This is a genomic window from Ignavibacteria bacterium, from assembly GCA_017303675.1.
Classification (GTDB): domain Bacteria; phylum Bacteroidota; class Ignavibacteria; order Tepidaquicellales; family OLB5; genus OLB5.
The window spans coordinates 928981-955046 of record JAFLBX010000002.1 but is presented as its reverse complement, the minus strand read 5'-3'; the positions used below and the strand labels follow the sequence as shown (position 1 = coordinate 955046).

Genomic DNA, 26066 nt, shown 5'->3' with positions numbered 1-26066 from the left:
TTCAACTGACGGGTTCACGTTACAATTGTAATTTATAAGATCAGTGTTTCATCTGCTGCTGCCGCTTGATAAGCTCTTCATCTGAAACATCTTCTGTGTGTGTGGCTATCCACCACTGATTGCCTGAAGAATCTGCTATGCCGCAGGACCTGTCACCGTAGAATTCATCGGTGGGTTCACGAAGTGACACTCCGCCTGCATCTATAGCGCGTTTGTAATATTCATCGCAGTTATCGGTATAAATATACAGCATTGCCGGCTGAGCGGGGTAGCGTTCGCTGCCTTCGCTTAACATAATCGCATTATCGCGAATATGAATAGTTGCATGCATTATAATGCCTTTATCATCACGTGAAATGTGTGATTCTTTTGCGCCAAATACCTTCTTGCAGAAATCGATCACTTTATCGGTATCTTTGCAGACAAGAAACGGTATAACGTTTGAAAAGCCGTCAGGTATTGGTTTTACGCTCATAATGTTTTTATTTTTATTCTGCTGTTGGTGTAAATGTTGATGAAATATTTTTAATTTCAGTTTCTTTTTCTGCGGTGTAATCCTTAACTTCTGTAATGAACCTCACCATGTAAACATAATTAAATGGAGCATCAGGAAGCTTGGTGCGGAAGTAATAAATTGTCTCATCGAACTTATTATCCTTATAGTGCGCATTCTTCATATCATATTTGCCGAAATCCTGCTCGCTGTAATCGCCGCTTTTTGTCGGGATGTTTAGCGAAATGTCTTTTTCCAGGTTATAAATGAAGTCGTCAATATTCTTAACGCTGTTAAGCTTGAAGGCTAAGAGCATAATTGTCATTTTTTTATCAGGAGATTCAAATGAATAAGATATTGCGTCCTTATCTGTTGTCTCCTTCATATCCTTCATTTCCCAGCCTGCAGGCATTTTGAAACTGAATTTATAGGTAAAGTCATCAATGACTTTATCGCTTCCCTGTGAAAATGCCGCAGATGTGAATATAAAAAATAAAATAATAAGCTTCAGTAGTGATCTGTTAAACATTTTTTCTGAATAATTTTTGGTTAAGAAAAAACAATTAGCGTGAGGGCAGCTTTTGTTTCATAGCCTGGTATTCATCTGTATACAGACCCTTGGTCGGGTCAGGCTTTGGATTCATTTTGCCGAGTTCCTTATTCACAAAAGTGATCCTGTCATTAGGCAGGGGATGTGTGGATAGCAGCCTGTCAAGATCACCGGGTGTAGTTCCTTTTTTACGCTGTTCTTCCTTGATCTTATCAAAGAAGAATGTAATTCCGCCCGGGTACCATTTGGTGGATTTTAAATATTGGATCGAGTAATAATCTGCTTCAGTTTCATCATCACGTGAATTTTTAAGGAATGCCAGTCCTACGAATAAATTCGCTGCAATTTCAGCAAGCAGGCTTGGATTTCCGCCAAGAATAAAGCTGAGAAGCATGCTTACACCGTAGTAAGCAGTTAAGCGCTGTGTTACGTGCCTGCGCTCAGCATGCGCTATTTCATGGCCTACAACACCGGCTAAGCCTGATTCATTATCAAGGAATTTCATTAATCCTGTATATATGTAAACATATCCGCCCGGTGTGCAGAATGCGTTGATAATTGTATCATCTATGACCTGGAACTGGTACGGGTAAATATTTCTTTTTTTGATCTTTGGTGAGTTCAGGATTTCCTTGCCCATTGAAGTTACATAATCCTTAACTTCCTGGTGTCCCTGCAGCATCGGGAATTCTTTTGGGTTGGCTTTTATTTCCTTATCGAACTGTTCGCCAAGCTCAACATCATCTTTATCTGAAAAAATGTTTGACTGTTCGCAGCTTTGGAAAACAGCGGATGCTATAAGCAGCGAAAAAAGGAATACGAACGGGTAGAATCCTTTATGTTTCAGCTCATTTTTCAGAAAATTCATATAAATTTTAGTTTAATTTACCCTGTAATGTATAGTAAAGCTTTTTGGCAAGCTCATATTTGGGAGACATTCCCATAGCTGTTTTATATTCTTCAAGCGCTTCAAACCATAAGCCTTTTAATTCATATGCTCTGCCAAGATTCAGGTGTGCATAATGGAATGAATCATACCTTTTAGCCTTCAGCGCCATTTCAAGCCATGTAATGGCTTCATCATACTGCGCCTGCTGTATGAGGTATGAACCTATATCATTATAAGGATTTCCATAGTCAGGGTCAATTTCTATAGCCACTTTACATTCTTCTATTGCACGGTCAAGATCACCTAAAAAACTATATGCCCAGCCTAAAAATGTGTGCGCTTCGGCTGTTGGAAAGAACTCAATAGAAAGTTTATAGTTTCTTATAGCCTCTTCATAATTGCCATCCATTTGAAGCTTGTAAGCTTTTTCCAGGTATTCCTGGGCTTTTGAGATACTGGATTCGGTCACTAATTAATTGATCTGGTTTATAATAAAATGCTTAATAATTTTAACAGATAATAATAACTTATTGTTTCAATTTTAAAGCATTTGTTACAATTTGTTAAATACAGCGTATTTTCAATGCAATATACTGTATTTTATCGTGTAAATTTGCAAAAAATAAAATTATTTTGAAACATAAAAAGTATTATTCATATAAATTGATAAAAAATAGCAATATATCACTTGGATTAATACTGGGCTCAGGCATTGAGCTCGATGAAAATATTATTACCAGCAAAAAAGTGCTGTTTGAAGATAATAGTGGTGTTCACCACAAGGTGATTTACAGCGGCTGTGTTTCGGGGAAAGAAATACTGGTTTTTAAGGGCAGGAAACACTTTTATGAAGGCTGGAGCCTGGAAGAAATTACGGCAAATATAAAAACTGCAACTGATTACGGAGTAAAAAATATTTTTGTTACAAATGCAGCAGGGGGTTTGAATGATAACTTCAGGGCAGGTGATCTTATGCTGATAAATTCACACATTAATTTCATAGAAAAACTGAAATTCGGCACTCTTTTTGTTAACCGGAATTTTTACAACACAGAGCTTAAGAATAAATTCATAAATGCCTGTAAACAGGCTGCAGTAAAGCTGCATGAAGGGACTTACGGCTGCTATACTGGTCCTACTTATGAGACTAAAGCCGAAATAAGAATGCAGAAAAAAATAAAGCTTGATGCTGCAGGAATGTCAACCGTTCCGGAGGTCATTTGCGCAAATGATAGCGGAATTAATATTCTTGCCGTTTCCGTTATCACCAACCTGTTAAAAGAAAATTTAACCGAAGCGGCTTCTCACGAAGAAGTACTTCTTACCGCTGCATCTGCATCAATAAGCCTTAATAAAGTACTTCCTTTATTCATAAATCAATTGAATTAATGCTAATTTTTGCTTATTTTTGAGAATATCATAGAATATTCGGGTCAGATTTTTAATACTTCATCCAAAATTTAAGGGTAATTTATATGAATCCCTCAGCAGCTTATTTAAACGATATTGAACAATTCACTCATGGCAAGAACTTCTGGCAGGCAAGCCTGCTGAAACAGATCGAAGGTCTTAACATGCAGCAGGCATTATACAAACCATCCCCTGAAAGACATGGTATCTGGCAGATTGTCAGACATATTGCATACTGGAAATACTGGGCGCTTACATATCTGAATGAAAACAAAAAGCTGAATGCCAAAGAGGATAACTGGGCTCCGATGCCGGAAGTTCAGACAGAAGAGACATGGCAGGAAGAGATCGCAAACCTGAAGAAACTTAATGATGACTGTATCTCTTCTGCGGAAAAGCTTGGCGATGAGATATTTTCATCAGGTGATGAAAGAATTGTTTTTTTCAGGCAATTGCTTTACCATGATGCGTACCATACAGGCCAGATAGGCTTTTTAAGGGCAATGCAGGGCATTCCGCCGGTTGAATAATTAGAAATTGAGCTCATACGGTGATCCAATATCATCGAGTGAGTTAGAATCAAATAACAAAAAATTTTAATTTTATACATATTAACTATATAGATGGCTAACGAAAAAATTATTCCTGTAAATATTGAACAGGAAATGCAGAACTCTTACCTGGATTACTCAATGAGCGTTATTGTAGCCCGCGCATTACCTGATGTAAGGGACGGGCTTAAGCCTGTTCACCGCAGGGTGCTCTACGGCATGAATGAGCTCGGGCTTCAGCCTAACCGCCCGTATAAAAAATCCGCAAGGGTTGTGGGTGATGTGCTTGGTAAATACCATCCGCACGGCGATAAGGCAGTTTATGATACAATTGTGCGTATGGTGCAGGATTTTTCACTGCGTTACCCGCTGGTTGACGGACAGGGTAATTTCGGCTCTGTTGATGGCGACTCTCCCGCGGCTATGCGTTATACAGAAGTAAGGCTGGCGCAGATATCAAACAATATTCTAGCCGATCTTGATAAAAATACAGTTGATTTTATTGCAAACTATGATGATACTGCAAAAGAGCCTTCTGTATTGCCGACAATTTTGCCTAACCTGCTTGTAAACGGTTCAAGCGGTATTGCTGTTGGTATGGCTACCAACATACCGCCCCATAACTTAAGCGAAGTTGTTGACGGGCTTGTTGCGCTGATTAAAGATCCGGGTATCAGCATTGATAAAATAATGAAGCATATTAAAGCACCTGATTTCCCGACCGGCGGTATTATCTGGGGATTTGAAGGTGTTAAATCTGCTTACTTAACCGGCAGGGGCAAGATAATTATCCGCGCCAAGGCAAGAATTGAAGTTGCTAAAAATGACAGGGAAACGATCATCATAAGCGAGCTGCCATACCAGGTAAATAAAGCTAACCTGATAGAAAGCATTGCTTACCTTGTACGTGATAAAAAAATAGAAGATATTTCTGATGTAAGGGATGAGTCAGATAAAGACGGCTTAAGGGTAGTAATAGATGTAAAACGCGGCGGTGCTGCAAATGTTATCCTGAACAACCTGTTTAAGCATACACAAATGCAGGTTACTTTCGGTGTGATACTGCTTGCGCTTGTTGACGGAATTCCCAGGGTGCTTAACCTGAAGGATATGATGGAGAGCTTTGTTAAGCACAGGCTTAATGTTATTATCCGCAGGACGAAGTTCGATCTTGATACCGCTGAAAAGCGCGCTCATATTTTAGAAGGCTACATGATTGCTTTGGATAACATCGATGAAGTGATCGAGGTTATCAAAAAGTCAAAGGATGTGCCAACTGCGCAGGAAAGATTGATGAAGCGCTTCAAGCTTTCTGAGATCCAGGCTAAAGCTATACTTGATATGCGCCTGCAGCGCTTAACGGGACTTGAACGCAAGAAAATTGAAGAAGAATACCGCGAGCTTATTAAGCTTATCGAAAAGCTTAAAAGGATCCTCGCAAGCGACGCTTTGAGAAGAGAGATATTGACAGATGAGCTTAAACAGCTTAAAGAAACTTACGGCGATGAAAGAAGAACTGAAATTGTGATGAATGCCGTAAAGATAAGCGATGAAGAGTTCATTAAGGAATTCATTAAAGAAGAAGATGTTGTTATCACTATAAGCCACAGCGGGTATATAAAACGTACACCTGTGAGCGGGTACCGCAGGCAGTCAAGAGGCGGCAAAGGTATCATTGGAGCAACAACACGCGAAGATGACTTCATAGAACATATGTTCGTTGCATCAACGCATAACCATCTTATGTTCTTTACTGATCTAGGAAAATGTTACATGCTTAAGGTACATGAGATCCAGGAAGCATCAAGAACTGCGAAAGGATATTCAGTTGCCAATTACATTGGCAAGAGCAAGGAAGAAGAGATTACTGCGATTCTTAATGTAAAAGATTTCGGCGAAGAGAACTATATCACAATGGTAACAAGGCAGGGCGTGATGAAAAAGACTGACCTGAATAACTTTGAAAATACACGCAAAGGCGGGATCATAGCAATAAGCCTTGGTAAGGATGATAAGCTTATAGACGTTCAGCTTACAAACGGGAAGCAGGAAATATTAATAGGCACTCACGGCGGTATGGCTATAAGGTTCAATGAAAGCGATGTGCGCTCAATGGGCAGAACAGCTGCCGGTGTAAGGGCAATTAAGCTTGATAAGAAGGATTTCGTTGTAGGACTTGTTGCAGTAAAACGCGCAGGTACCTCCATCCTTGTAGTTACTGATAAGGGCTACGGCAAACGCAGCGACCTGCAGGATTACCGCATGACACGCCGCGGCGGCAAAGGCGTTATCACAATGAAATCCAGCGACAAGAACGGCTCGCTGATATCAATAAGGGAAGTTGTTGATAACGATGACTTGATGATAATTACAACAAAAGGAATTATGATAAGGCAGAATGTAGGCGAGATAAGAGTTATGGGAAGAAATACGCAGGGCGTTAGACTGATAAAGCTGCATGATAACGATACAATTTCAGCCGTTGCCAGCGTTGTTGGTGAAGATGATGAAGTTGAATAACGAAATTAATTTATTGAACTGACTAAATAAAAGGCGGGTAATATACCCGCCTTTTTACATTTTTGAATGCTGAAAAAGTCATTTTTTAGAATTTTTATATATAGTATATTTAAAAATGGATAAACAAAAACTATATTCCGAAATTGTTGAATTTTTGAAATCAAAAGGTGCCACCAAGGTAGCTGTTTTTGGTTCTTATGTCAGGAATGAAGAAACGCTTGAGAGTGATATTGATTTAATAGTCACATTACCTGATGATATAAGTTTGATGAAATTCGTTAGGATTGAAAGAGAACTATCAGAGAAAATCGGCAAAAAAGTTGAACTTCTAACTGAGGAATATATTAGCCCTTATCTCATCAAATCAATTCACTCGGAAATGAAAATCCTCTACAGTTGATCAAAGATAATTTTACATATTTAAACCATATTTTAACTTCGATAAATTTTATTGAAGAGTATTCCAGAGGAAAGAAATTTGATGATTTGGTCGCCAATAAAATGATGCAGGATGCAATCATAAGGCAAATTGAAATTGCAGGTTGAGAAAATATTGAATGATAATAATATTCAAATAAATTTAGGATTTAATGACAATTATTGATCTGCGTTCCGATACAGTAACCCGTCCTTCACCTGAAATGCGTGAAGCAATGGCAAATGCAGAAGTTGGAGATGACGTATGGGGTGATGATCCAACGGTAAATCTGCTGCAGGAAAAATGTATGGAGCTGACCGGTAAACCGGCAGCTCTTTTTGTTACTTCAGGATGTATGGGTAACCAGCTAGCAATAAAATGCCATACAAATCCCGCAGAAGAAATTATTGCTGAGTGGGATTCACACATAGTAAAATATGAAATAGCCGGACCTTCATTCATTTCAGGAGTGCAGGTTATGCCGTTAAAAGGCGTGCATGGGGTTATGGATCCAGATGAGATCACAGCCCACATAAGGCCTGATTGGTACCACTACCCAAAAACTTCGCTTGTGTGCATTGAAAATACCCACAATCGTGCCGGAGGCACTATCTACCCGCTTGTTGAAATTCAGAATGTAAGCAAGGTCTGCCGGGATAACGGCCTTAAGTTTCATATTGATGGCGCAAGGATCTTTAATGCATCGGTAGAGTCAGGTGTGAGCGTAAAAGAATATGCAACATGCGCTGACTCAATTACATTCTGTTTTTCAAAAGGGCTGGGGGCACCCGTTGGCAGCATTTTATGCGGTGAAACCGATTTTATTAAACGTGCGCATAAATTCCGCAAAATTTTGGGCGGTGGAATGCGCCAGGCAGGAATAATTGCAGCAGGCGCGTTATATGCCATAGAAAACAATGTTGATCGCCTGAGGGAAGATCACAACAACGCGAAATATTTTGCCGCAGAAATTTCCAGGCTGCCTTATGTTGTTATTGATATGGAATCAGTGCAGACCAATATTGTTGTTTTTAATACTACCCGTGATGCATCAAAAATTAAAGAGATGCTCGAAGGAAAAGGTGTGCTGGTTACCAATGAAGGCAAGGACAGGATGAGGGCTGTGTTCCATATGGATGTTACCGCTGAAGAGACGCGGCAGGCAATAGAGATATTTAAAACAATAAAGTCTTAAAAATTTGTCATTCCTGCGAAGGCAGGAATCTAAAAATTTTATAATGATTTTTCAATGGAACTAGACAGAGCAAAATATAAACATAAGTTTACCTTAAGAGTCCGAAATTTCCAGGTTGATTCCCAGGGCATTGTGCACAATGCCATTTATCTTGAATACTGCGAGATTGGCAGGGTAGAGTATGTCCGTGATCTCGGAATTCAGTTATTGCCTACGGGAATTTTTGATGACGGCGTAAAGATAAATGTTAAGCGCAATGAGATCAATTATGAATCACCCGCAATGGTTGATGACCAGCTTGATATTTATACCCGCATTTCTTATATAAAGAACTCAAGCTTTTGTTTTGAGCATTTGATATATCACCATGATGCTGACAGGCTGCTTGTAACACAAAAATCAGTGCAGGTTAACCTTGATGCCGAAACCAACAAACCCGCAAGGTTGCCCGATCATTTAAGGAAGGTCATAATTGATTTTGAAGGCGATGCAGTTGAAATAATAGGATAGAAATATTCATGGTTGATATAGTTTTATATCTCCTTATTATACTTATTTCTGTAATCGATTGGTGAGAGCCCCGCAATTTTTTTGAACACATCACGGAATGCCTTCGTATCTGAATAGCCAACATCGTACATTACCTCATTCACAGTTTTTCTGCCCTGCTCAAGCTGCTTTTTAGCCGCTTCAATTTTTACTCTCTGGATATATTCAACAATAGTGTTGCTTGTCGCTTTTTTAAAGCGGCGCTCAAATGTCCTTCTGCCTGTTCCGAAAAGATCACACAGCTCATCAACTGTAATTTTATCTTTATAATTTAGCTCAATATATTCCTGCGCCTTTTTAACTGTTTCATCGCCGTGATCTTTCTGCCCGGTAAAGATTATAAAAGAAGACTGGTTTTGTTTGCCTATATCAAGCAAAAAGAATTTTGAGATCATTATAGCTGTTTCCCTGTCAGTATATTTTTCAACCAGGTACAGCAGCAAATTCCAGTAAGAAGAAGCACCGCCGCTGGAATACAGACCCTGCTGGTCAGTTACTATCTTATCATCAGCAAGCTTAATATCAGGGAACATCTGCCTGAACTGAGCGGCATAAAGCCAGTGCGTTGAGCACTGTTTGCCCTTAAGCAATCCGGTAGAAGCGAACAAAAATGCGCCTATGCACAGGCTTGCAATTTCTGAACCGCTTTTATACTGTTCAACTATCCACGGGATGAGCTCCCTGTTAGTTTCAATTCCTTTTACAACATCCCTTCCCAATGCTGGGATGATCACCAGGTCTGTTTTTTTGATATCGGATATCAGGCTTTCAGCGTGAATTGTCGCTGTACCGTCATTTAAAGTAACATCTTTTTTTGAAGCTGCTAAAGTGACAGTGAACAATTCCCGTTTTCCGGAATTTCTCAGCATTTCATTTGCTGCTGTGAACATATATCTTGGATCAGCAATGCTTGCAAGAACAGCCCCTTCGGGAACTAAAATTGTGATATTTTTCATGATACAAAATTAACAACATATATTGTCGCAATCAACCCGTTAGATTGTCGTATTTACATATTGGCTATGTCGTAAAATGACCGTATGTTTGTAGGTCTTTTTGCGACAAAGGTAAATTTTAAAAATAGGAATAAAGATCATGGAAAAGAAAAAAATTGAAAACGATATCAGGACAATTTGTATCAAAGCAGTACGCTTCCCCGGGGGAGTAAAAGAAGCTCATGAAAAATTACATGCTTTGCCCGGAGAAGAAAAAAGGAGATTTTTTGGTATTTCATGGATGGGAAAAAATAATGAAATTATATATTATGCAGCAGCAGATGAACTATCTGCTGAAGAAGCAATTACATACGGCTGCGAAACCTTTACAATTAAAAAAGGGGATTATTGCGGGATAATGCTCAAAGACTGGTGCAAAACACCGGAACTTGTTGGTATTACTTTTCAGGAACTGCTGAAAGAGCCTGGACTCGATCCACACGGCTATTGCCTTGAAATATATCACGGCGATACTGATATGGAGTGCCTGGTAAAACTTAAGAGCTAATTTCGTCAATAATTATGATCAAAACAGAAACATTCCGTGAGATCGCATTATCTCTGCCTGAGGCAGTTGAAATGCCGCACTTTGATAAAACTTCATTCAGGGTTAAAGGAAAAATTTTTGCAACACTTAATACTGAGCGTAATCTTGCTACAATCAAGCTTACAGAAATTGACCAGAATGTTTTTTCACTCGTCAATCCGGGTGTGATATTTCCTGTACCCAATAAATGGGGAAAACACGGGTGGACTCATATCGAGCTGAAGAAAGTAAAAAAGAATACGCTGGTTGATGCGCTTACAACATCATACTTCGGAGCAGCAAAACCAATGAGCAATGAACAATGAGCAATGAACAATGAGCAATGAGCAATGAACAATGAACGAAGAATAATGAACTATCAAACATCAACTATCCACAATCAACAATAAACTATCATTTTTAAACTAAGAAAAAATGGCTAAAGAGATATTCGTAAATTTACCTGTTAAGGAACTCAACAGATCAATTGAATTTTTTACAAAACTTGGATTCACTTTTAATCCTAAGTTCACAGATGAGCACGCAACCTGCATGATAATAGGCGAGAATTTTTATTCGATGCTTATAACCGAATCAATGTTTAAGACCTTTACTAAAAAGCCAATTTCGGATGCATCCAAAGCTACAGAGGTAATAACCTGCATAAGCGTTAACAGCAGGGATGAAGTGAATACGATGCTTGAGGCAGCAATTGCTGCAGGAGGAGTTGAATATACTGAACCCAAGGATTATGGCTGGATGTATTACAGGGCTTTTGAAGATCTTGATAAACACCAATGGGAAATAATGTATGGCGATGAAAGCCAGTTCCCGCAGGAAAATAAATAAAATTTTTAAACAAAAAGAATAAATTTAAGGAGCAGCTATGAAAAAAGTAAAACCCTGCCTTTGGTTCAACTATAATGCTGATGAAGCATTGGAATATTACCAAAAGGTATTTAAAAATTTTGAAATTACTAATGTAACAAAATACGGTCCTAACCAGGGGGGACCCGAAGGAGCAACTTTAACCGCTGATTTCAGAATAGAAGATGAAGAGTTTATGGCTCTAAACGGCGGTCCGCATTTCCAGTTTAACGAAGCTGTATCACTCATGGTGTTCTGTGAAGATCAGCAGGAAGTTGACAGGTACTGGAAGATGCTCACAGATGGCGGAATGGAAAGCCAGTGCGGATGGCTTAAAGACAAATTCGGCTTATCATGGCAAATTGTGCCTAAAAGATTTATAGAGCTGCTTAAATCACCTGATAAGGAGAAAAAAGATAAAATGATGGCGGCAATGATGAAGATGAGAAAGCTCGATATAATTGAACTTGAAAATGCGATGATCAGTTAGCTAACAAGTATCAAATACCAAATACCAAATATCAAATATCAAATATCAAATATCAAATATCAACTATTAATTTTCAATTGTAAGCTAATTAATCATCCATAAACCAATTAATATATACTGAAATGAAAAAAATGTATCCGGTAGTACACTTTGAATTACCCTGTGATGACAGGGACAGAATGTCAGATTTTTATTCAAAAGCATTTGGCTGGGAAGCGCAGAAACTTGGACCCGAAATGGGGAATTATACTATAGTAAAGACTGCTGAAACCGATGAAAAGGGCTTTCCAGCTCAAAAAGGCATAATTAACGGCGGCCTTTTCCAAAGAATGAAAGATGCGCAGTATCCAACTGTGGTTATAGCAGTTGAGGATATTCGTGCTTCAATGAAGGATGTTGAAAATGCTGGAGGCAAGATCATTGGCGGCGGGTTTAAAGCAGGTGAGCCGGATGATATCCCGGGTGTCGGACTTTATATTGCATTTTCAGATTCCGAAGGCAACAGGATCGGAATGCTTCAGCCAAAAGGTATGTAAAATATTAATAAAGGGAAAATAATGAAAAGACTGATATTACAGGTCCAGATGTCAATTGACGGTTTCGTCTCAGGTCCAAACGGTGAGCTTGACTGGATGACATGGAACTGGGATGATAAGCTGAAAGATTTCGTTACCGGACTTAATGAACCGGTCGATACAATTCTGCTTGGCAAAAACATGACTGACGGCTTTATTGAACACTGGAAAAAAGTAAAGGAAAATAAAGATAACCCTGAACACTGGGCTGGAGTAAAATTCACAGATACTCCCAAGGTTGTATTCACTAAAACCTTAAGTGAATCAAAATGGGAAAATACAACCCTTGCCAAAGGTGAGCTTAAAGATGAGGTTAACAGGTTAAAGTCTCAGCCGGGAAGCAGTTTGATGGTTTACGGCGGAGCTGGATTTGTATCCTCGCTTATTAAGGAAGATCTTATTGATGACTATTACCTTTTTATAAATCCAACAGCTCTTGGCAATGGTAAAAGAATATTTGATGATATTACTAGCAAGATGCAGCTTAAGCTTGAAGATTCCGTAAAATATGAATGCGGAATAGTAGTTAATCATTATGTTAAATAATTAAAACCAATTCATCCATGGAAACAAAACCAAAAAGTTTAAAAATGGCGCCTTTCATTTTTCTGTATGACCTTCACACTCAGCTTTACCCGAATGTGATAACAGGAATAACACCGGAGGATGCGCATAAAAGGCTGGATTCAAAAGCCAACCATGCCGCATGGATAGCGGGAAGCCTGCTTCAGCAGAGAGTTGAAATGATAAATAACCTGGGAGGTAAAGCCTCGCAGGCTGCAGAAGAGCTTTTCAATAACTTCCAGGGAATTAAAGATGATGTTAAATATCCTGAGCTTGAATCTTATAACAAAGATTGGCAAAAGGTATCAGGCCCGCTTAGAGAGCTTCTTATGGTGCTGACCGATGAAAAGCTTGAGAGCATTCACAAAGAGCCGGATATGCCTGAAATGGATATGCCAGTTTTTGAAATGATAGCATATTCAATTCACAGAGAATCATATTTAATCGGGCAAATCGGTTTGTGGAGAAGGCTCCTTGGATACCCGGCAATGAAATATCCCGGAATGTAAATCCACTAATTTAAAAACGGAAATAGAAAAAATATAAAATTGTTTATTTAAGAAAGGATACAAAAATGGAAAAACTCAATTATTCAATTAAAATAAATGCTCCGCGTGAAAAAGTTTATAAAAATATGCTGGATGATAAAACTTACAGGCAGTGGACAGAACCGTTTTGTCCGGGATCATATGCTGAAACGGACTGGAAAAAAGGAAGCAAAGCGTTATTCCTTGGACCCGACCAGGAAGGCAAGTACAGCGGAATGGTAAGCAGGATTGCGGAAAATATCCCGAATGAATATGTTTCAATTGAACACCTGGGTGTTGTTAACAATGGTGTTGAAGATACTGAAAGCGATGCGGTGAAAGCCTGGAAGGGAGCTATGGAAAATTATACATTCAGAGAAGCTGATGGCGGAACAGAAGTGCTTGTAGATATGGATACAGATGAAAACTATTCCAAGATGTTCAATGAAATGTGGCCGAAGGCTTTGCAGAAATTAAAAGAGATCTCTGAAGCTTAAAAATCCGTCATGAGAGAAAAGTTCAATACAGTTGCTGAATATATGAGATCACTGCAGCCTGAGGTGCGAAAAACACTTCGGGCTGTCAGAAAAAACATATTGAGCTCAGCAAAAGGACTCGAAGAATCGATAAGCTACGGGATCCCTGCATATAAGCTGGATGGCAAAGCTGTTGTATTCATTGCCGGGTTTAAAAATCACTGCTCTTTATACCCCATGACAAAAGACCTGGTAAAACAGTTGGGAAACAAGCTTGATAAGTTTAAAATTAAGGGTTCAACCCTGCAATATGAAACAGGTAAACCGCTGCCTGAGGAGCTGGTTAAATTAATTGTTAAAGAAAGAATTAAGCTTATGAAGTTTATGCCCCGTTAGTATTATTATTTCACTGCTTTAGTTTAAAATTTTATGTAATTTGAATATTATGATTAAAGATCTGAAATTATGGGAAGAATTTGAAATAGAATGGACAAAATCCAGTAAATTAAATTTTGATGATAGTTTTAGATTGTTTGAGGAAATGCAGCAAATTGCAATTAGTACAGGGTATTTTCAACAAAAGGATTTGCTTTCAGGTTTGGCAGAAAAAGTAGAGTTTGTGAAACGAATGCAGAAGAGATAATGTCTGAACTACTTCTGGAAAAGATTTCTGATGCTTTAAATAAAAAAGGGTTAGAATATATCGTAATAGGTGGATATGCTGTGCTGGTATACGGATATGCCAGGTTTACAAATGATATTGATCTTCTGCTCGGTTCAGATATTTCAAAGCTCAATTTAGTTGATGATATATGTAATGAAATTGAGCTTACACGATTGAAAGATGATGAGTTCGCAAAAAAAACAAATGTTGTTCCTGTGTATGATCCTAAAACTAATTTCAGGGCTGACTTTATTTTTAGCTTTACAGATTTCGAAAGAGAAGCGGTTTCAAGAGCTGTAACATTTACAAAGAATGGGGTAACTCTTAAATTTGCTTCAGTTGAAGACCTGATAATAATGAAATTGTATGCTTCAAGGGCTACAGATATTGAAGATATTAAAAAACTGCTGTTGTTAAATGAGAATATTGATAAAATTTATATTCTTAATTGGCTCGGAAAATTTGATGAAGAACCTGAACTTGGTTTAACAGAAAAATTCAGCTCAATTTTAGAATCAATTAAATAACTACTTTCCTTTTTTAAAAGCATCTTTAAGCGAATTTCTAATGATCTTCCTTGTTTTTTCGCCGCCGAAATTTACTGTGATGGTTCCCTGGTGAGTCAGCCCAAGATCCTGGTGGTTATAAAAACCATAGTCAATTTCAAATATTGAATAATATAAGCCAACACCTGCAGAAAACTTCGTCGGTTCCGTTCCAATACCTGCTCTCAGATCTATCATATCATACAAGGAATATTCAATACCTGCTTTAACTGATGTTGTGTACCTTGTATCTTTTTCAACATCAAGCATAAAGTTAAGCTCATTTCTCGGCTGAACAGAAATTCCCGTACGGTAAACCTGCGGCAGCTTGTCATCCTGTGTGCCAATCTTTGGCCGGTTTAGGTTAAATGCTGCGAACCCCCATCTTAAAAAGTCTGTTAAATAAGCAAGCCCGCCGATATCAACCCCGAATGTTGATGCTGATCCGTAATTCTGTATTTTGAGATTATAAAAATTTACGTTCGCGCCGTAATAGATCTTTTTCTTATAGTTATTTGAATACGATGCTGTCACGGTGATTTCTTTATAAAGCTCAAACCCGTATGTCTTTGCGCTCAAGCCAAATGCGCCGAATTTTGTCGGTTCAACAAAATTAACAGAGCCGTTGGCAAGCTCCTTTAGCCCGAAGGGAGCCGGAGAGTAAAATATAGATACTTCCCTGAACGGCATTTGTGAAAGACCTGCAGGATTATAATATACTGCATTGGAATTGTTGGCAAGTGATGTAAAAGCTCCGCCCAAAGCGATAGGTTTTGCTCCTACATCAAGCAGTTCAAACTGTGCAAAATTTACACGGAACGAAACAAGTAATAAAACAATTATAATTTTTAAGCTTATCTTCATTTTCTGTGATTATAACGCAATATAATAATTAAAATCTCACTAAAATAGTGTGGATTGATTATATTAGCTCAATTGATTAACTTGAAGTGTAAAAATATGAATTATTTGTTGAAAATGCAAAAAATATCGTTAAAATTATGCATAATTATTGCATTAATTGTAACCCCTTTTTTACCCGATACCATTTCATCCCAGGAGCTTGATGCTACAGTAGATGTGGACCTTTCTGCCATTAATATTGATATCAGGGACAGGCTTTCTAATTTTAAAAATGATGTACAGAACTATCTGAACCGTACCAGGTTTACAGATGAGAATATTGTTAACGATGTAAGAGGAAAGCCGTATAAGATAAAATGCAGCTTCTCGTTCTTTTTCAGGTCTGCAACAGGTATTGATAGCTACGAAGCCCAGCTTGTTGTGGGAGTTCAGAGGAATATTTACCGCACTGAGAATTTTACAACTATATTCAGGGTAAAAGATGAAACATGGGGCTTTAACTACGTAAAAGGGCAGAGCTTTTACCACGATGACCTTAAGTTCAATAACCTCACCAGCTTTCTGGATTATTATGCTTACCTGATAATAGGGTATGATGATGATTCATGGGAGCCTTCACTTGGTACATCAAGGTTCCAGAAAGCACAGAACATTGTAAACCTGGCTATTGCCAACAGCGATGGCAGGGGATGGGTAGATAACTCAAGCTTAAAACAATCACGAAGTGTTTATCCTGCTGAACTTCTCAATTCTAAATATGATAATTTCCGCAAGGCTGTCTGGATATATCATTTTTCAGGTATAGATTCTTTGCAGTACGGTAAAAAAACCGCTCTAGAAAAAATCGCGGAATCACTTGAAATGATAGGGAAGATCAAAAAAACCGAGGTCAGATCATTTATCATAAAGCAGTTCTTTGAAGCAAAGTATATGGAAATTGCTGCAACCCTTGTTGATTATTATGATAAATCAATTTACAGGAAGCTCTCAGAGTATGACCCTGACCATTCTGCAATTTATGATGAGTATTCCAAAAAATAGTTTTCTTCCAGTCTCGATTTTTCTAAATATTTTATATTAATCATTTCTAAAGGAGAATATGAAGGCAATTAATTTTTACAAAATTTCACTGTTTGCGTTAATTTTATTTTGTTTTACTGCATCATCAACATCATTTGCCGGTGACCCGTATAAAAGGGTTAACAGCAAAGATTCAAAACCGCATTTCAAAGAAGCTGAAAAGCTTCTGGCTAAACGCAACAAGTTCTTCAGTCTTGATGCTGATATAAAGCTTGGTGTTGGCATAGCAAACACTAATTTTGAGCTTAACAAACCTGATTCAACAGGTCAGCTTACAACCACGCAATCCAAAGTTGGACCTTCTATTGGCGCGACACTTTCACTTAACTTTTTCGGATTCGGCTTCACTACCGGTTTTGCTTACGGAAACAAAGGATTTGAAAGCGGAACAGGGCAGAAAACAAACCTGAACTATTTCAATATCCCTTTATTGCTTTATTTTGATTTTAACGTTGGTCAAAAAGTAAGGGTTGAAGGTAACCTTGGACCATATTTCGGTCTTTTAATGTCTCAGGATGCCAATACTTTATACAAAGCCAAAAATTTTGATTTCGGCTTAACTGGCGAGCTTCAGTTTGCATATATGTTCAATAAATATATGGGCGTTTTACTCGGCGGAAATTATGAATACGGCGGGTTAAATAACTTAAGTAACAATGAGTTAGTGAAAAAAATGACAACTTCTACAATTAGTATTTATACAGGATTGAAGTTTGAATTGTAATTGATTATTTTTGAAGAATTTATTAAAAGAGATATTAGTATTTTTAAAAAAGGAGAGAAAATGAAGTTTTTTACAAAGTTCAGAAATTCAGCATTATTTGTTTTTGCTGTAATTTTGGGTGTAACAGCCTTCAACGGATGCGACGATGCTGGTGTTGAAACACCGCCGGTAACACCTTCATATGTTATGCATTTTGATAGTATCGGGGTTGAAGATGGAGTATCTGGTACAACCTTTAATGGTTTAAATCTCTATAATGGTACAACAGTTACTAGAGATAGTGCATCAAAAGATGCTCAGTTAGTAGATTCATTAAGTACATTCTTTAACTACATGTTAAGATCAGGTGATTTATCAGATCACAACTCACCTGTGGTTGGTTTCCAGACACGATTCAACAGGATTTATGCTTCAATGACTCAGGCGCAGTTTGATACAATAACTGTTATACCTGATTCAGATACAACTTTAAATGCAAATGATTTCACTTCTGATGATACATACGGAAGCGGAGCATGGGGTTATTTTAACGCACCAATGTCAACATCAGATTCCAAGCCGGTTTATTCATTCTGGCTTAAAGGTAAATCAGAGAATTTCCTCGGTGTAAATGTATTCGGTATATTATACCCAAGAGAAGCTACAAACACGGGCACATACAGAATGTCATTTGAAGTCAGGATCAATACAAAAGGATTGAATGATTTTAAACACGAAGGTCATTAAGAATTATTCATAAAAACAAAAAGCCCGGCTTGTTAAGCCGGGCTTTTTTATTGTTTTGCAGAATTATTTGTTTTTGTTATGCAGTTCCGTAAAGTGAAGGTCTGTTGAAATGATTGCCATTTTAATGCTCATCAGCTCTGTATGCTCTTTATCAAAACCTACAGTTGAGCATTTCTGCCTGTAATATTCCTTTTGCCGGTTGAACATGTGGTTGAAATTCTGCTCAATTTCCGGCTGTTTCAGAAACTCAGTGTAATCCACTCTGATCATGAAATGTTTGTTTCCCAAAATTAACATTCATTGATTAAGGAAATATTAATTTGATGTTAATAATATTTTTTTATGATTAAGATTATTAGGGATTAGTTAAAAATTTGAGATACATCCTGTTTCACAAACTCCAGTTTGGGAAACCTTAAATGCTTTTAAAGATTGTCAGTCATTAAATTCCATACAGACGTTTTGCATTTTCTGTAGTTATTTTGCCTACTTCCTCTATACCCATGCCTTTTAGCTCAGCAATTTTTAAAGCAGTATGTTTCACATACGCAGGTTCATTTTGTTTGCCGCGGTAGGGAACGGGCGGCAGGTAGGGAGTATCGGTTTCAAGCAGTATGTGTTCGGCTGCGGTATTTTTTACTATCTCATATGCTGTATAAGTGCTTTCATTGGGCTTGTATGTTATATTGCCTGTGAAGGAAATGTAAAAACCCATACTGATACACTCCTTAGCTTCATCCAATCCCGCGCTGAATGAATGGAATTGACCTCTGAGCTTGCCTCCATCCCATTCTTCCTTTACAATACGCATAAGGTCATCAGTGGATTTACGGTTATGCAAAATAACCGGCAGGCTGCTTCTTTTAGCAATTCTAAGCTGTTCGGTAAGCACCATTATTTCAAGCTCTCTGTCGTAAGGCTCCCAGTAATAATCCAGTCCTATTTCGCCAATTGCCGCTACTTTGTGTTCCTTCGCAAGCTCTTCAATCTTAGGTAAATGCGATTCTTCAAAATCTTTAAGATCTGTGGGGTGAATACCAACAGCGGCATAAAGCATTTTATGCTTTTGAACAAGCTCAATAATTTCAATGGAAGTTTTGTAAGTAGTTGCAGGAACTATGATCGATTCCACTCCCACATCTTCAGCACGCGAGAGGACATCATCAATATTCTTTACAATATCAGGATAGTTTAAATGCGCATGTGTATCTATGAACATATATTCTTTTTGTTTTATCCCCCTCTCCTTTGGGGAGGGGGTAAACGTACCTTTGGTGCGTTTGGGGGTGGGGTCAATTAATTTTTAAAAATCAATTTGTGAGCTTTTTACTCTTCCCAGATCTGGCTTTTATCTTCTATTATTATCTGTTTTTTGCCTTTGTATTCTGTCAATTTTCCTTTTGCGTAAATATAGTATCCTACAGGGTCATCAAGCTTAAGCTCTTTTACAAGATCCATGTGCTGTTTAAAGAATACAAGATCTATGGTATCATATTCATTTATTTCTAGCTTAGCAATGTAGGGGTTATTATCAGTAATTACCCTGGAAATATTCCCGAAAATTGTAACTGTATCACCCATGTGAGATGCCAGCTTATTGAAATCACTTTGGTCAAGCATGCTGTAGTATCCGGGTTTGCCTGCGTATTCGGTTTCAAATTTTCTTATCTGGTCGCCGCGCTTATCCCACCACAGCAGCCTTTCAGTGTAATCAGGGTAGCAAAGCTCCTTACCGCTCCATATGCCCAGTTTTTTATCCTGCGCGTATTTCTGCGCTGCTTTGAACTCCTTATCAAATCTTGCAACATAGCCGTATTTGCTGAAATAAGGCGAGTATCCCAGCTTAACACACTCAATGTTGTAGTTGAACTCTGTGCCGTCTTCTTTGATTGCGATAATATACACTAAGTAACGGTTGAACATATCAATAACTCGCTTATAGTCATCAACTTCAAGCCTAACTTTTACCACATCCTTAAACAGTTCTTTTGTCCACTGCCAGGTTTGGTAGCCAAAGGGCGATTCTATCTTTGCAGGCTTGCTTGAAGAATCCTTTTTATGCGCGTAATATTCAGCCCAGTATGAAGCGATATCATTGACCTTCAGCTCAGCATCTGAATCCTTGAATGTTTCCTCAGTATCAATACCCATAAGCCTGGTCGATTTATCGAGACCTTCAAACCTGAAAGTATCACCATCGAGGATTTTTGAAACAGTGAACTCACCGATTACAAATTCACTCTGGCTGTATGTTAAGTGAATTCCTGTAAATAATAACAGGAATATAAAAAGCTTGATCGTGTTTTTTAGTATCATATACGGCAAATTAACATTAATTATGATAATTTATAAGGGATGAAAATTCGAACAAAGAGGATATGAATTTTCCTGTTTCCCAAACTCCGGTTTGGGAAACAATACCTTTACCTAACGTTGAGTTCGCTGACTGTGTCAGTGCGTAATTTTTTTGGGACTAAAGTCCCGGAATAGGGGAGCATTTCAACCCCCGCCCTGAAGGGCGGGGCTACTCAATAGCATTCTGCCTTCTCGGGTAATACTCTTCACATAAAAAAAGGCAGCTAAATTGGCTGCCTTAATAAAACCTGATTCAAATGAGCAAAATTCCTTACGGTCTGAATTCTTCACTTACGAAAGGCATCAATGCAAGCTGACGGGCTCTTTTAATAGCCATTGTCATCTGTCTCTGCATTTTTGCGCTTATTCCCGTAATTCTTGAAGGAAGGATTTTGCCCTGTTCGTTAACGAATCTGGCAAGCAGGCGGGTATCCTTGTAATCGATATATTTGATACCTCTGGTCTTCAGAGGATCAACTTTTTTTCTCCTCTGTTGCTGCTGCTTCTGGTTCATCTGCATTGTCTTGTATTGACTCTGCTCTTCTCTTTTGTTTTTTCTCATCTGTTAATTTAAAGTGTTATTGTTAGTTATTATCTTTGATTTTTATTTTATGATTGTATTTTTTTACTTTTCACATTTACCGTTTCACGTTTGCCGTTTTAATTCCCTGAATTCATTAAATATTTTATTGCGCCTTCAATATCAAGCTTACCGTAACCCCATTCAGCATTTGGCACACTGCCGGTGAAATTATCTTTCCTTGCGGAGTTCAGCAGTATCATCCTTATTTTTTCATGTGTCAATGCGGGATCATACTGAAGCAGCAAAGCTGCCGCGCCGACTACATGGGGTGCTGCGGAGCTTGTTCCGCTGAAGATCTGGTATGTATTGTTCTTTTCTGTGCTGAAAGTCGAGTGTCCAGGTCCCGTTATATCAACACCAAGCTTGCCTGTTATGTTATATCCTTTGCTCGAGTAGCTTGCAAGCGCTCCAACTTCATCCATCCAGCCCATATTGAACACATATGCCCCTATTGCCATGCAGCTATCCGCTGTTGAAGGGAAGCAGATGTTTGATTCATCGGTGATTGCAGGGGAGTTAATCCACCTTGCATTACCGCTCCATGACTGTGTTACATCAACAACGTATCCGCGGAGCTCCTGGTCTTTATCGCTTGTTACTTTAATCTTAAACTTCCCGCGCACTATATCTGAATCCTGGGTAGATGCCCCGAATTTCATCATTACCGTGCCTTTTGGTGAGACTTCGCGGCTGTAGAATATTTTGTATTGACCGGTCTTTAATATGCCGCTGCCTTCTGAAAGCTCACCTGTTGATTTGCCGTCGGGAGTTTCAACTTCAAACTTAATTTTACTCTCAGGGTCACGCCATAAAAAGCTGAAGAACACCCCGTCATTTTTCTTTACATCTTCATCAGGCTTGCCTGAACAGCTTGCTGTATATGTAACACTTTTACCTGTTTTAAGCTTATCTATCAGAACCATATTGCCGCCTGACATATTGCCTGCGCCGCCTATAATTGTTACGCCGTCGCGCGCCATCTGATTAAGTATCTCTTCTTCAGGTGAGGATCCGTCCATAAATTCCCACATCCACTCGCCATCTTCAATCAAAAGTATATTAACTTTTTCATCGCGCAAAAATCCAAACAGATCCGGAAAGTTGCGTACAAAGCGGGGAGTGTAATCATAGCGGATACTTGAAAAAACCATTTCAGCATCAGGTGCTATGCCGTGAATCTTTTGTACACCGTAATGACCGCCGATTATCAATCCGGCAACGCCTGTTCCGTGGCCATTCTTATCTTCTTCTGTCATGATAAGATCAACACCGCGCCTTCTTATAACATCATCACGCTGTCTAACAGAACGTATCTTTGAGGTTTTTAATCCAATGATCTTTTCGCCGGCTTCTATCTTGCCGTTTTTGTTGCCATCTATAGAAATAAAGAACTGTTCGCCGTATGTGGGATCGTTTTCTGTGAATCCCGCAGCAGGACCGAAATCACGTTTCTTGTTTCCGTTTACATCAACATATAAAAAATCGAATTCGGGGTTATATTTGCCTGACTGCTGACCAATTGAGCCTAACATTCCCCATGTGTTATCACGGATCTCCTGGTAGCGGATGATCTCTTTGCTTTCAATAGTGCCGTTACCATCCAGATCAACGCCATCTTCACCTAAAGTCAAAACACCGTCACCGTTCACATCAGTAAAACTGAACTCTCCGCCATCAGCAAAAAAGAACATAGGGTGGAAAACATCAATACCTGAATCAACATCGCCAATTATCACGCCTTTACCGGTTAAAGCATTGCCGTTTTTATCGGTGAATTTTTCCTTTAATACAGTTGAAGCTTCATATTTACCCTGTGAAAAAGTAATAGAACCTGCAATTATTGTGAATATAACCGCAATTACAACGAGGTTTTTATTTATCATACGAACTTGTAATATAGTTTAAAATTTACGGATTTTCAATGAAATTAATAACCCTCCCCCTTAGAGGGGGAGTTGGAGGGGGTCACAAATAATCAAAACCCCTTTATTTCAAACGAGCCCTGAAAGGGCTCGACTACATTCATTTTTCCAAATCTCCCGTAGTCGAACCCTTTCAGGGTTCGCAGATGTAAGAACATCTTATTTCCAATACACCCAAAACCGTACATTTGTTCCAAATTTTAAGTTTTTCATAAAGTTCGGGGTTAAATAAAAAAAATCTTATGTAAAAAAAATTCACATGTTTGCTTAAAATCATTATTTATAAGCAGAAATCAGCATTTTCCCCTAAAAACGGTATTCACATAGTGCATTTGGGGTCTTTGCAAAGTGCGGAAATGATTTATTATACTCGCATAACATAAAATGTACGGAATATTGAGCAATCAATCAGAAAAATTGTTTGAAGTAATTTATAAAATGCTGGGGCAAAAACAGCTTAAGCGCGAAGAACGCAGATGGAAGGAGCTGCCGGGTGAGCTGAAAAAGCTGCTTGGCGAAGCAATGAATGCAGGCATTCCCAGGGATGAAGCAAAATATCTTTTGTGTTCATTTGGCGCTGTGAATCTTTGTCTTGCGGAGTATGCAGATGCAGCAAATGATTTTTCAGCCCAGTATTTAGTTTTCGGCAAAGAGCTTCTTTATATATTCGAAAATTGAGTATAAGGTTTCATGTTGCAGGTTACAATTTGCAGGTAGCAGGTTACATGTTTCAGGTTGCAGGTTGCAGGAAATCGATAACCATCATTAATTGTTCATTGCTACTTGAAAAAGATTTCACTCTTGCACGCGTGATAAAGCCTGCGGCAATTTTAAAGCCCGGCAATTTCTCCCCCTCTCTTAACGCGGGAGGGGTGAGGTTTTTTAGACTAACACAGAGGCACAGAGACACGGAGTTAAATCTCCTCATCCCGAGCCCGTCGAGGGATGTAGCGAAAAAGCAAAAAGAAATAACCGCAGAGTCGCGGAGTCGCTAAGAGCAAATTGATAAACAAACAAACCCTCAAACACCCGGAGGGATGGTCGGGTGAAGAATTAAGATAACAAAAATGAAGAAAGCAATAATTTTAATTTTGGGGTATATCGTTTTTTCTCATACAGGTTTATTTTCACAAGAAGATTTTGTTAAGGTAAAAGGAAGATATGGTGAATGCTATCAGAAAAAAGGCTTTGATTCACGAAACGAGAATCAGCCCAATAATACTTGGGGATTTAAAAACGTAGAAATTTACGAAGATTATATTTATTTATATGATCCTGCATATTTAAACCAGGGTAATTATTTTCTATTAATAAATAAAACAAAAATAAACCAAATAGTTGTTGATGATGAAGGGAAGTTCACTCAAATTTATTTCACAACCACAGAGGAAAACATAGGATTTCGCAGAATAACATTGTATAGCTCAGGTTCACATGATTCCTTTGTCAAGTTAATGTTAATGGGTGAAGAAGTACAAGAAATTTTATGGGATAAATATGAACTTACCGAAAAATATATTAAGCTTAAGCGAACAAATCAACAAAATACCGCATTTGAGATCACGCACTTAAGAATTGGTGAGATTAAAGAAATAAGACTTCATGCTGAAGGATCAAATTATCAAATATATATTTGGGCAAATAATGTTATGCATAAGCTATATAACATAAATGAAGAAGTTTATAAAGAAATCATTAATCATTGCAAAAATCAAAATTAAATCCCTCAACCACCCGGAGGGATAGTCGGGTGAAAGTATAAATTTAACTGTTAGGTGTTATGAAAAGAAAAACAACAATTTTATGTATGTTATTTTTTGTTCATTGTAGCGTTAGTCAAGTGATAAATATTGATTACATTTCAAAACCCGACCTTATCACTGATAAACTTAACGAAACAGAAGACAAACTCAGTAAAAAATTAAAAGAATTGGATGGAATTAATCAACAAATTAAAAAGATAGAAATTGACACTAATCTATCTGAAATAGATAAGGAACTTATTTTAAAAAGAAAGAAAAGAGAAAAAAAAGACATAGAAATCGAAATTATAGAATTAAAAGAAAATGTCAATACGTTGGATAAAACCAGGGACAAGTATCTAATGTTGAAAGATAAAGGAAATGTTCAGTTTTTGGAGAAAACTTCATTCTCTATTGTAAAAGATGTTAGTAATTTTTTGCCAAATCTGCAACTTTTAAAGGTTAACGTTGGTGAACCGAAAGGATTTAAGATACCAATTTTTTTATTTATTGGGTCACCATTTAATTTGAAAGATGATTTAAATCATGAAAAGACAGCTGCTGAGTTATTAAATCCAATTGGTGGATTAATTAATCTCTACATACAACACGATCACAAGCTAATTGGAAAGAATAACAAATTATCTTTAACCAAACTTAATCTTAAGAGCTCAATAATTGCAAAATATGTTTCTGGAACAGATACAGTGAATAGAATTTCAAGAGAGTTTTTTAATTTTGCTGGTACATTGGATTTTTTCTTTCAAACCGGAGCTTGGGAAGCAGCAGATGGTTTCAACCCTGAAAAATCAGGTGTATTTTGGATTAATCTAAATTTTAGTGCAAATGCCGTTGTTGGAAATAACTTAAAAGAAGTATTTAATCAACTAAACGATAATTCATTCTTAAGTGCCTCTTTTGGTATTAGGCTGGGGCTTTACATTGAAGATAAAGTTAATATCAATGTTGGTTACATAAACAATTTTACAAAAGGTCCTATTAAGGAAGTATTTCAGCAAGGGGTGTTTAAAATTTCAACTGATTTAAATGTATTAAAATAATATATCTAATTATGCAAAGCTATTACTCCATTTAGGATTGGTTTCTAGTCAACTGCTTTTATTCTTCTCTTTCCGCTTCTCCTCAAACATGGGGGCGATGAATTTTTGTATAAGTGAAATAAAAACCCTTAACGACTCAGCTCTGTAGTAAACACCTGCTTGCTGTAACGACTCGGGCGGTTTTATAGAGCTTCTTTTTGGCTTT

Annotated in this window: 36 protein-coding genes; 25 read left to right on the top strand and 11 right to left on the bottom strand. The window is 37.9% G+C overall.

From position 1 onward, the window contains the following. Positions 1-40 precede the first annotated feature (40 nt). The 4 genes from J0M37_13805 to J0M37_13790 are packed head-to-tail and all read right to left on the bottom strand — an operon-like array spanning position 41 to position 2341. Positions 41-475 (bottom strand): VOC family protein, encoded by a 435-nt coding sequence (locus J0M37_13805; protein MBN8586161.1) that lies wholly within the window; start codon positions 473-475, stop codon positions 41-43. Between the two features lie 13 nt (positions 476-488). Beyond that, on the bottom strand, positions 489-1022 hold the full coding sequence (locus J0M37_13800; protein ID MBN8586160.1) for a hypothetical protein: 534 nt from the start codon (positions 1020-1022) through the stop codon (positions 489-491). Positions 1023-1056: 34 nt separating this feature from the next. Next, entirely contained in the window at positions 1057-1911 is an 855-nt protein-coding gene (locus J0M37_13795) for a M48 family metalloprotease (protein ID MBN8586159.1), read from the bottom strand. A gap of 7 nt (positions 1912-1918) precedes the next feature. Then, positions 1919-2341 carry a tetratricopeptide repeat protein gene (locus J0M37_13790; protein ID MBN8586158.1) on the bottom strand — a complete coding sequence of 141 codons (423 nt, stop codon included), beginning with the start codon at positions 2339-2341 and terminating at the stop codon, positions 1919-1921. Between the two features lie 254 nt (positions 2342-2595). Here J0M37_13790 and J0M37_13785 point away from each other — a divergent pair, with 254 nt between their 5' ends. The 7 genes from J0M37_13785 to J0M37_13755 all read left to right on the top strand — a co-directional run bounded on the left by J0M37_13785 (position 2596) and on the right by J0M37_13755 (position 8536). Then, positions 2596-3321 (top strand): purine-nucleoside phosphorylase, encoded by a 726-nt coding sequence (locus J0M37_13785; protein ID MBN8586157.1) that lies wholly within the window; start codon positions 2596-2598, stop codon positions 3319-3321. An 86-nt stretch (positions 3322-3407) separates the two neighbouring features. Continuing rightward, positions 3408-3872, top strand: a complete 465-nt coding sequence (locus J0M37_13780; GenBank protein ID MBN8586156.1) for a DinB family protein — start codon at positions 3408-3410, stop codon at positions 3870-3872. A gap of 93 nt (positions 3873-3965) precedes the next feature. Next, positions 3966-6413, top strand: a complete 2448-nt coding sequence (gyrA, locus tag J0M37_13775) for a DNA gyrase subunit A (GenBank protein MBN8586155.1) — start codon at positions 3966-3968, stop codon at positions 6411-6413. Positions 6414-6528: 115 nt separating this feature from the next. After that, positions 6529-6813: a nucleotidyltransferase family protein gene (locus tag J0M37_13770; GenBank protein ID MBN8586154.1), complete on the top strand. Its 285-nt coding sequence runs from the start codon at positions 6529-6531 to the stop codon at positions 6811-6813. Then, positions 6810-6959, top strand: a complete 150-nt coding sequence (locus tag J0M37_13765; protein MBN8586153.1) for a hypothetical protein — start codon at positions 6810-6812, stop codon at positions 6957-6959. The genes J0M37_13770 and J0M37_13765 overlap by 4 nt, the downstream gene beginning before the upstream one ends. A gap of 44 nt (positions 6960-7003) precedes the next feature. Beyond that, positions 7004-8026: a low-specificity L-threonine aldolase gene (gene ltaE / locus J0M37_13760; protein MBN8586152.1), complete on the top strand. Its 1023-nt coding sequence runs from the start codon at positions 7004-7006 to the stop codon at positions 8024-8026. A gap of 54 nt (positions 8027-8080) precedes the next feature. Beyond that, positions 8081-8536, top strand: a complete 456-nt coding sequence (locus tag J0M37_13755) for an acyl-CoA thioesterase (protein MBN8586151.1) — start codon at positions 8081-8083, stop codon at positions 8534-8536. 23 nt (positions 8537-8559) lie between these two features. Here the strand turns inward: J0M37_13755 and J0M37_13750 are convergent, their stop codons facing one another. Then, a complete protein-coding gene (locus tag J0M37_13750; GenBank protein MBN8586150.1) occupies positions 8560-9531 on the bottom strand; it encodes a helix-turn-helix domain-containing protein in 972 nt (323 codons plus the stop codon). A gap of 139 nt (positions 9532-9670) precedes the next feature. Here J0M37_13750 and J0M37_13745 point away from each other — a divergent pair, with 139 nt between their 5' ends. The 11 genes from J0M37_13745 (at position 9671) to J0M37_13695 (ending at position 14786) form a co-directional block, all read left to right on the top strand. Beyond that, entirely contained in the window at positions 9671-10078 is a 408-nt protein-coding gene (locus J0M37_13745; GenBank protein MBN8586149.1) for a transcriptional regulator, read from the top strand. Positions 10079-10092: 14 nt separating this feature from the next. Continuing rightward, on the top strand, positions 10093-10422 hold the full coding sequence (locus J0M37_13740) for an MmcQ/YjbR family DNA-binding protein (protein ID MBN8586148.1): 330 nt from the start codon (positions 10093-10095) through the stop codon (positions 10420-10422). Positions 10423-10531: 109 nt separating this feature from the next. Beyond that, positions 10532-10945: a glyoxalase/bleomycin resistance/extradiol dioxygenase family protein gene (locus J0M37_13735; protein MBN8586147.1), complete on the top strand. Its 414-nt coding sequence runs from the start codon at positions 10532-10534 to the stop codon at positions 10943-10945. Positions 10946-10982: 37 nt separating this feature from the next. Further along, positions 10983-11453 (top strand): VOC family protein, encoded by a 471-nt coding sequence (locus J0M37_13730; protein ID MBN8586146.1) that lies wholly within the window; start codon positions 10983-10985, stop codon positions 11451-11453. A 131-nt stretch (positions 11454-11584) separates the two neighbouring features. After that, complete coding sequence (locus J0M37_13725) at positions 11585-11989, top strand: VOC family protein (GenBank protein MBN8586145.1); 405 nt, start codon at positions 11585-11587, stop codon at positions 11987-11989. Positions 11990-12010: 21 nt separating this feature from the next. Continuing rightward, positions 12011-12574, top strand: a complete 564-nt coding sequence (locus J0M37_13720; protein ID MBN8586144.1) for a dihydrofolate reductase family protein — start codon at positions 12011-12013, stop codon at positions 12572-12574. A gap of 17 nt (positions 12575-12591) precedes the next feature. Further along, on the top strand, positions 12592-13101 hold the full coding sequence (locus J0M37_13715) for a DinB family protein (GenBank protein MBN8586143.1): 510 nt from the start codon (positions 12592-12594) through the stop codon (positions 13099-13101). A gap of 65 nt (positions 13102-13166) precedes the next feature. Continuing rightward, positions 13167-13616, top strand: a complete 450-nt coding sequence (locus J0M37_13710) for an SRPBCC domain-containing protein (GenBank protein ID MBN8586142.1) — start codon at positions 13167-13169, stop codon at positions 13614-13616. A 9-nt stretch (positions 13617-13625) separates the two neighbouring features. Continuing rightward, on the top strand, positions 13626-13991 hold the full coding sequence (locus J0M37_13705; GenBank protein ID MBN8586141.1) for a DUF1801 domain-containing protein: 366 nt from the start codon (positions 13626-13628) through the stop codon (positions 13989-13991). A gap of 49 nt (positions 13992-14040) precedes the next feature. Further along, the gene (locus J0M37_13700) at positions 14041-14238 is read left to right on the top strand and encodes a hypothetical protein (GenBank protein ID MBN8586140.1); all 198 of its coding nucleotides are present in this window, start codon (positions 14041-14043) and stop codon (positions 14236-14238) included. Continuing rightward, a complete protein-coding gene (locus tag J0M37_13695; protein MBN8586139.1) occupies positions 14238-14786 on the top strand; it encodes a nucleotidyltransferase in 549 nt (182 codons plus the stop codon). Before J0M37_13700 ends, J0M37_13695 begins: the two co-directional genes overlap by 1 nt. On the opposite strand, the gene J0M37_13690 is transcribed toward J0M37_13695, so the two are convergent. Next, positions 14787-15668: a hypothetical protein gene (locus J0M37_13690; GenBank protein ID MBN8586138.1), complete on the bottom strand. Its 882-nt coding sequence runs from the start codon at positions 15666-15668 to the stop codon at positions 14787-14789. Between the two features lie 114 nt (positions 15669-15782). On the opposite strand from J0M37_13690, the gene J0M37_13685 reads away from it, so the two are divergent. The 3 genes from J0M37_13685 to J0M37_13675 are packed head-to-tail and all read left to right on the top strand — an operon-like array spanning position 15783 to position 18198. Then, on the top strand, positions 15783-16709 hold the full coding sequence (locus J0M37_13685; protein ID MBN8586137.1) for a DUF4835 family protein: 927 nt from the start codon (positions 15783-15785) through the stop codon (positions 16707-16709). Positions 16710-16767: 58 nt separating this feature from the next. Continuing rightward, positions 16768-17472 (top strand): outer membrane beta-barrel protein, encoded by a 705-nt coding sequence (locus J0M37_13680; protein ID MBN8586136.1) that lies wholly within the window; start codon positions 16768-16770, stop codon positions 17470-17472. A gap of 60 nt (positions 17473-17532) precedes the next feature. Beyond that, complete coding sequence (locus J0M37_13675; GenBank protein ID MBN8586135.1) at positions 17533-18198, top strand: hypothetical protein; 666 nt, start codon at positions 17533-17535, stop codon at positions 18196-18198. A 63-nt stretch (positions 18199-18261) separates the two neighbouring features. On the opposite strand, the gene J0M37_13670 is transcribed toward J0M37_13675, so the two are convergent. The 5 genes from J0M37_13670 to J0M37_13650 all read right to left on the bottom strand — a co-directional run bounded on the left by J0M37_13670 (position 18262) and on the right by J0M37_13650 (position 23019). Continuing rightward, on the bottom strand, positions 18262-18468 hold the full coding sequence (locus J0M37_13670; protein MBN8586134.1) for a hypothetical protein: 207 nt from the start codon (positions 18466-18468) through the stop codon (positions 18262-18264). A gap of 172 nt (positions 18469-18640) precedes the next feature. Beyond that, complete coding sequence (locus tag J0M37_13665) at positions 18641-19417, bottom strand: TatD family hydrolase (GenBank protein MBN8586133.1); 777 nt, start codon at positions 19415-19417, stop codon at positions 18641-18643. A gap of 107 nt (positions 19418-19524) precedes the next feature. Then, the gene (locus J0M37_13660; protein MBN8586132.1) at positions 19525-20514 is read right to left on the bottom strand and encodes a thermonuclease family protein; all 990 of its coding nucleotides are present in this window, start codon (positions 20512-20514) and stop codon (positions 19525-19527) included. Between the two features lie 310 nt (positions 20515-20824). Continuing rightward, positions 20825-21067, bottom strand: coding sequence for a 30S ribosomal protein S18 (locus J0M37_13655; GenBank protein MBN8586131.1), 243 nt, complete (start codon positions 21065-21067; stop codon positions 20825-20827). A gap of 146 nt (positions 21068-21213) precedes the next feature. Next, the gene (locus J0M37_13650) at positions 21214-23019 is read right to left on the bottom strand and encodes a S8 family serine peptidase (protein ID MBN8586130.1); all 1806 of its coding nucleotides are present in this window, start codon (positions 23017-23019) and stop codon (positions 21214-21216) included. 423 nt (positions 23020-23442) lie between these two features. Between J0M37_13650 and J0M37_13645 the strand changes: the two genes are divergently transcribed. The 4 genes from J0M37_13645 (at position 23443) to J0M37_13630 (ending at position 25861) form a co-directional block, all read left to right on the top strand. Beyond that, on the top strand, positions 23443-23736 hold the full coding sequence (locus tag J0M37_13645; protein MBN8586129.1) for a hypothetical protein: 294 nt from the start codon (positions 23443-23445) through the stop codon (positions 23734-23736). A gap of 29 nt (positions 23737-23765) precedes the next feature. Continuing rightward, positions 23766-24053: a hypothetical protein gene (locus J0M37_13640; protein ID MBN8586128.1), complete on the top strand. Its 288-nt coding sequence runs from the start codon at positions 23766-23768 to the stop codon at positions 24051-24053. Positions 24054-24125: 72 nt separating this feature from the next. Next, positions 24126-24779 carry a hypothetical protein gene (locus tag J0M37_13635; protein ID MBN8586127.1) on the top strand — a complete coding sequence of 218 codons (654 nt, stop codon included), beginning with the start codon at positions 24126-24128 and terminating at the stop codon, positions 24777-24779. Positions 24780-24838: 59 nt separating this feature from the next. Further along, positions 24839-25861, top strand: coding sequence for a hypothetical protein (locus tag J0M37_13630; protein MBN8586126.1), 1023 nt, complete (start codon positions 24839-24841; stop codon positions 25859-25861). Positions 25862-26066 lie beyond the last annotated feature (205 nt).

What these genes read in the sequence shown, in the direction of transcription:
- J0M37_13675 (MBN8586135.1), top strand. Translation starts at nt 17,533, where the DNA reads ATGAAGTTTTTTACAAAGTTCAGAAATTCAGCATTATTTGTTTTTGCT.
- J0M37_13780 (MBN8586156.1), top strand. Translation starts at nt 3,408, where the DNA reads ATGAATCCCTCAGCAGCTTATTTAAACGATATTGAACAATTCACTCAT.
- J0M37_13705 (MBN8586141.1), top strand. Translation starts at nt 13,626, where the DNA reads ATGAGAGAAAAGTTCAATACAGTTGCTGAATATATGAGATCACTGCAG.
- ltaE (MBN8586152.1), top strand. Translation starts at nt 7,004, where the DNA reads ATGACAATTATTGATCTGCGTTCCGATACAGTAACCCGTCCTTCACCT.
- J0M37_13805 (MBN8586161.1), bottom strand. Translation starts at nt 475, where the DNA reads ATGAGCGTAAAACCAATACCTGACGGCTTTTCAAACGTTATACCGTTT.
- J0M37_13635 (MBN8586127.1), top strand. Translation starts at nt 24,126, where the DNA reads ATGAAGAAAGCAATAATTTTAATTTTGGGGTATATCGTTTTTTCTCAT.
- J0M37_13725 (MBN8586145.1), top strand. Translation starts at nt 11,585, where the DNA reads ATGTATCCGGTAGTACACTTTGAATTACCCTGTGATGACAGGGACAGA.
- J0M37_13770 (MBN8586154.1), top strand. Translation starts at nt 6,529, where the DNA reads ATGGATAAACAAAAACTATATTCCGAAATTGTTGAATTTTTGAAATCA.
- J0M37_13680 (MBN8586136.1), top strand. Translation starts at nt 16,768, where the DNA reads ATGAAGGCAATTAATTTTTACAAAATTTCACTGTTTGCGTTAATTTTA.
- J0M37_13685 (MBN8586137.1), top strand. Translation starts at nt 15,783, where the DNA reads ATGCAAAAAATATCGTTAAAATTATGCATAATTATTGCATTAATTGTA.
- J0M37_13695 (MBN8586139.1), top strand. Translation starts at nt 14,238, where the DNA reads ATGTCTGAACTACTTCTGGAAAAGATTTCTGATGCTTTAAATAAAAAA.
- J0M37_13750 (MBN8586150.1), bottom strand. Translation starts at nt 9,531, where the DNA reads ATGAAAAATATCACAATTTTAGTTCCCGAAGGGGCTGTTCTTGCAAGC.
- gyrA (MBN8586155.1), top strand. Translation starts at nt 3,966, where the DNA reads ATGGCTAACGAAAAAATTATTCCTGTAAATATTGAACAGGAAATGCAG.
- J0M37_13660 (MBN8586132.1), bottom strand. Translation starts at nt 20,514, where the DNA reads ATGATACTAAAAAACACGATCAAGCTTTTTATATTCCTGTTATTATTT.
- J0M37_13650 (MBN8586130.1), bottom strand. Translation starts at nt 23,019, where the DNA reads ATGATAAATAAAAACCTCGTTGTAATTGCGGTTATATTCACAATAATT.
- J0M37_13745 (MBN8586149.1), top strand. Translation starts at nt 9,671, where the DNA reads ATGGAAAAGAAAAAAATTGAAAACGATATCAGGACAATTTGTATCAAA.
- J0M37_13790 (MBN8586158.1), bottom strand. Translation starts at nt 2,341, where the DNA reads ATGGATGGCAATTATGAAGAGGCTATAAGAAACTATAAACTTTCTATT.
- J0M37_13630 (MBN8586126.1), top strand. Translation starts at nt 24,839, where the DNA reads ATGAAAAGAAAAACAACAATTTTATGTATGTTATTTTTTGTTCATTGT.
- J0M37_13645 (MBN8586129.1), top strand. Translation starts at nt 23,443, where the DNA reads ATGTACGGAATATTGAGCAATCAATCAGAAAAATTGTTTGAAGTAATT.
- J0M37_13655 (MBN8586131.1), bottom strand. Translation starts at nt 21,067, where the DNA reads ATGAACCAGAAGCAGCAGCAACAGAGGAGAAAAAAAGTTGATCCTCTG.
- J0M37_13720 (MBN8586144.1), top strand. Translation starts at nt 12,011, where the DNA reads ATGAAAAGACTGATATTACAGGTCCAGATGTCAATTGACGGTTTCGTC.
- J0M37_13795 (MBN8586159.1), bottom strand. Translation starts at nt 1,911, where the DNA reads ATGAATTTTCTGAAAAATGAGCTGAAACATAAAGGATTCTACCCGTTC.
- J0M37_13700 (MBN8586140.1), top strand. Translation starts at nt 14,041, where the DNA reads ATGATTAAAGATCTGAAATTATGGGAAGAATTTGAAATAGAATGGACA.
- J0M37_13755 (MBN8586151.1), top strand. Translation starts at nt 8,081, where the DNA reads ATGGAACTAGACAGAGCAAAATATAAACATAAGTTTACCTTAAGAGTC.
- J0M37_13690 (MBN8586138.1), bottom strand. Translation starts at nt 15,668, where the DNA reads ATGAAGATAAGCTTAAAAATTATAATTGTTTTATTACTTGTTTCGTTC.
- J0M37_13665 (MBN8586133.1), bottom strand. Translation starts at nt 19,417, where the DNA reads ATGTTCATAGATACACATGCGCATTTAAACTATCCTGATATTGTAAAG.
- J0M37_13800 (MBN8586160.1), bottom strand. Translation starts at nt 1,022, where the DNA reads ATGTTTAACAGATCACTACTGAAGCTTATTATTTTATTTTTTATATTC.
- J0M37_13740 (MBN8586148.1), top strand. Translation starts at nt 10,093, where the DNA reads ATGATCAAAACAGAAACATTCCGTGAGATCGCATTATCTCTGCCTGAG.
- J0M37_13670 (MBN8586134.1), bottom strand. Translation starts at nt 18,468, where the DNA reads ATGATCAGAGTGGATTACACTGAGTTTCTGAAACAGCCGGAAATTGAG.
- J0M37_13710 (MBN8586142.1), top strand. Translation starts at nt 13,167, where the DNA reads ATGGAAAAACTCAATTATTCAATTAAAATAAATGCTCCGCGTGAAAAA.
- J0M37_13730 (MBN8586146.1), top strand. Translation starts at nt 10,983, where the DNA reads ATGAAAAAAGTAAAACCCTGCCTTTGGTTCAACTATAATGCTGATGAA.
- J0M37_13715 (MBN8586143.1), top strand. Translation starts at nt 12,592, where the DNA reads ATGGAAACAAAACCAAAAAGTTTAAAAATGGCGCCTTTCATTTTTCTG.
- J0M37_13735 (MBN8586147.1), top strand. Translation starts at nt 10,532, where the DNA reads ATGGCTAAAGAGATATTCGTAAATTTACCTGTTAAGGAACTCAACAGA.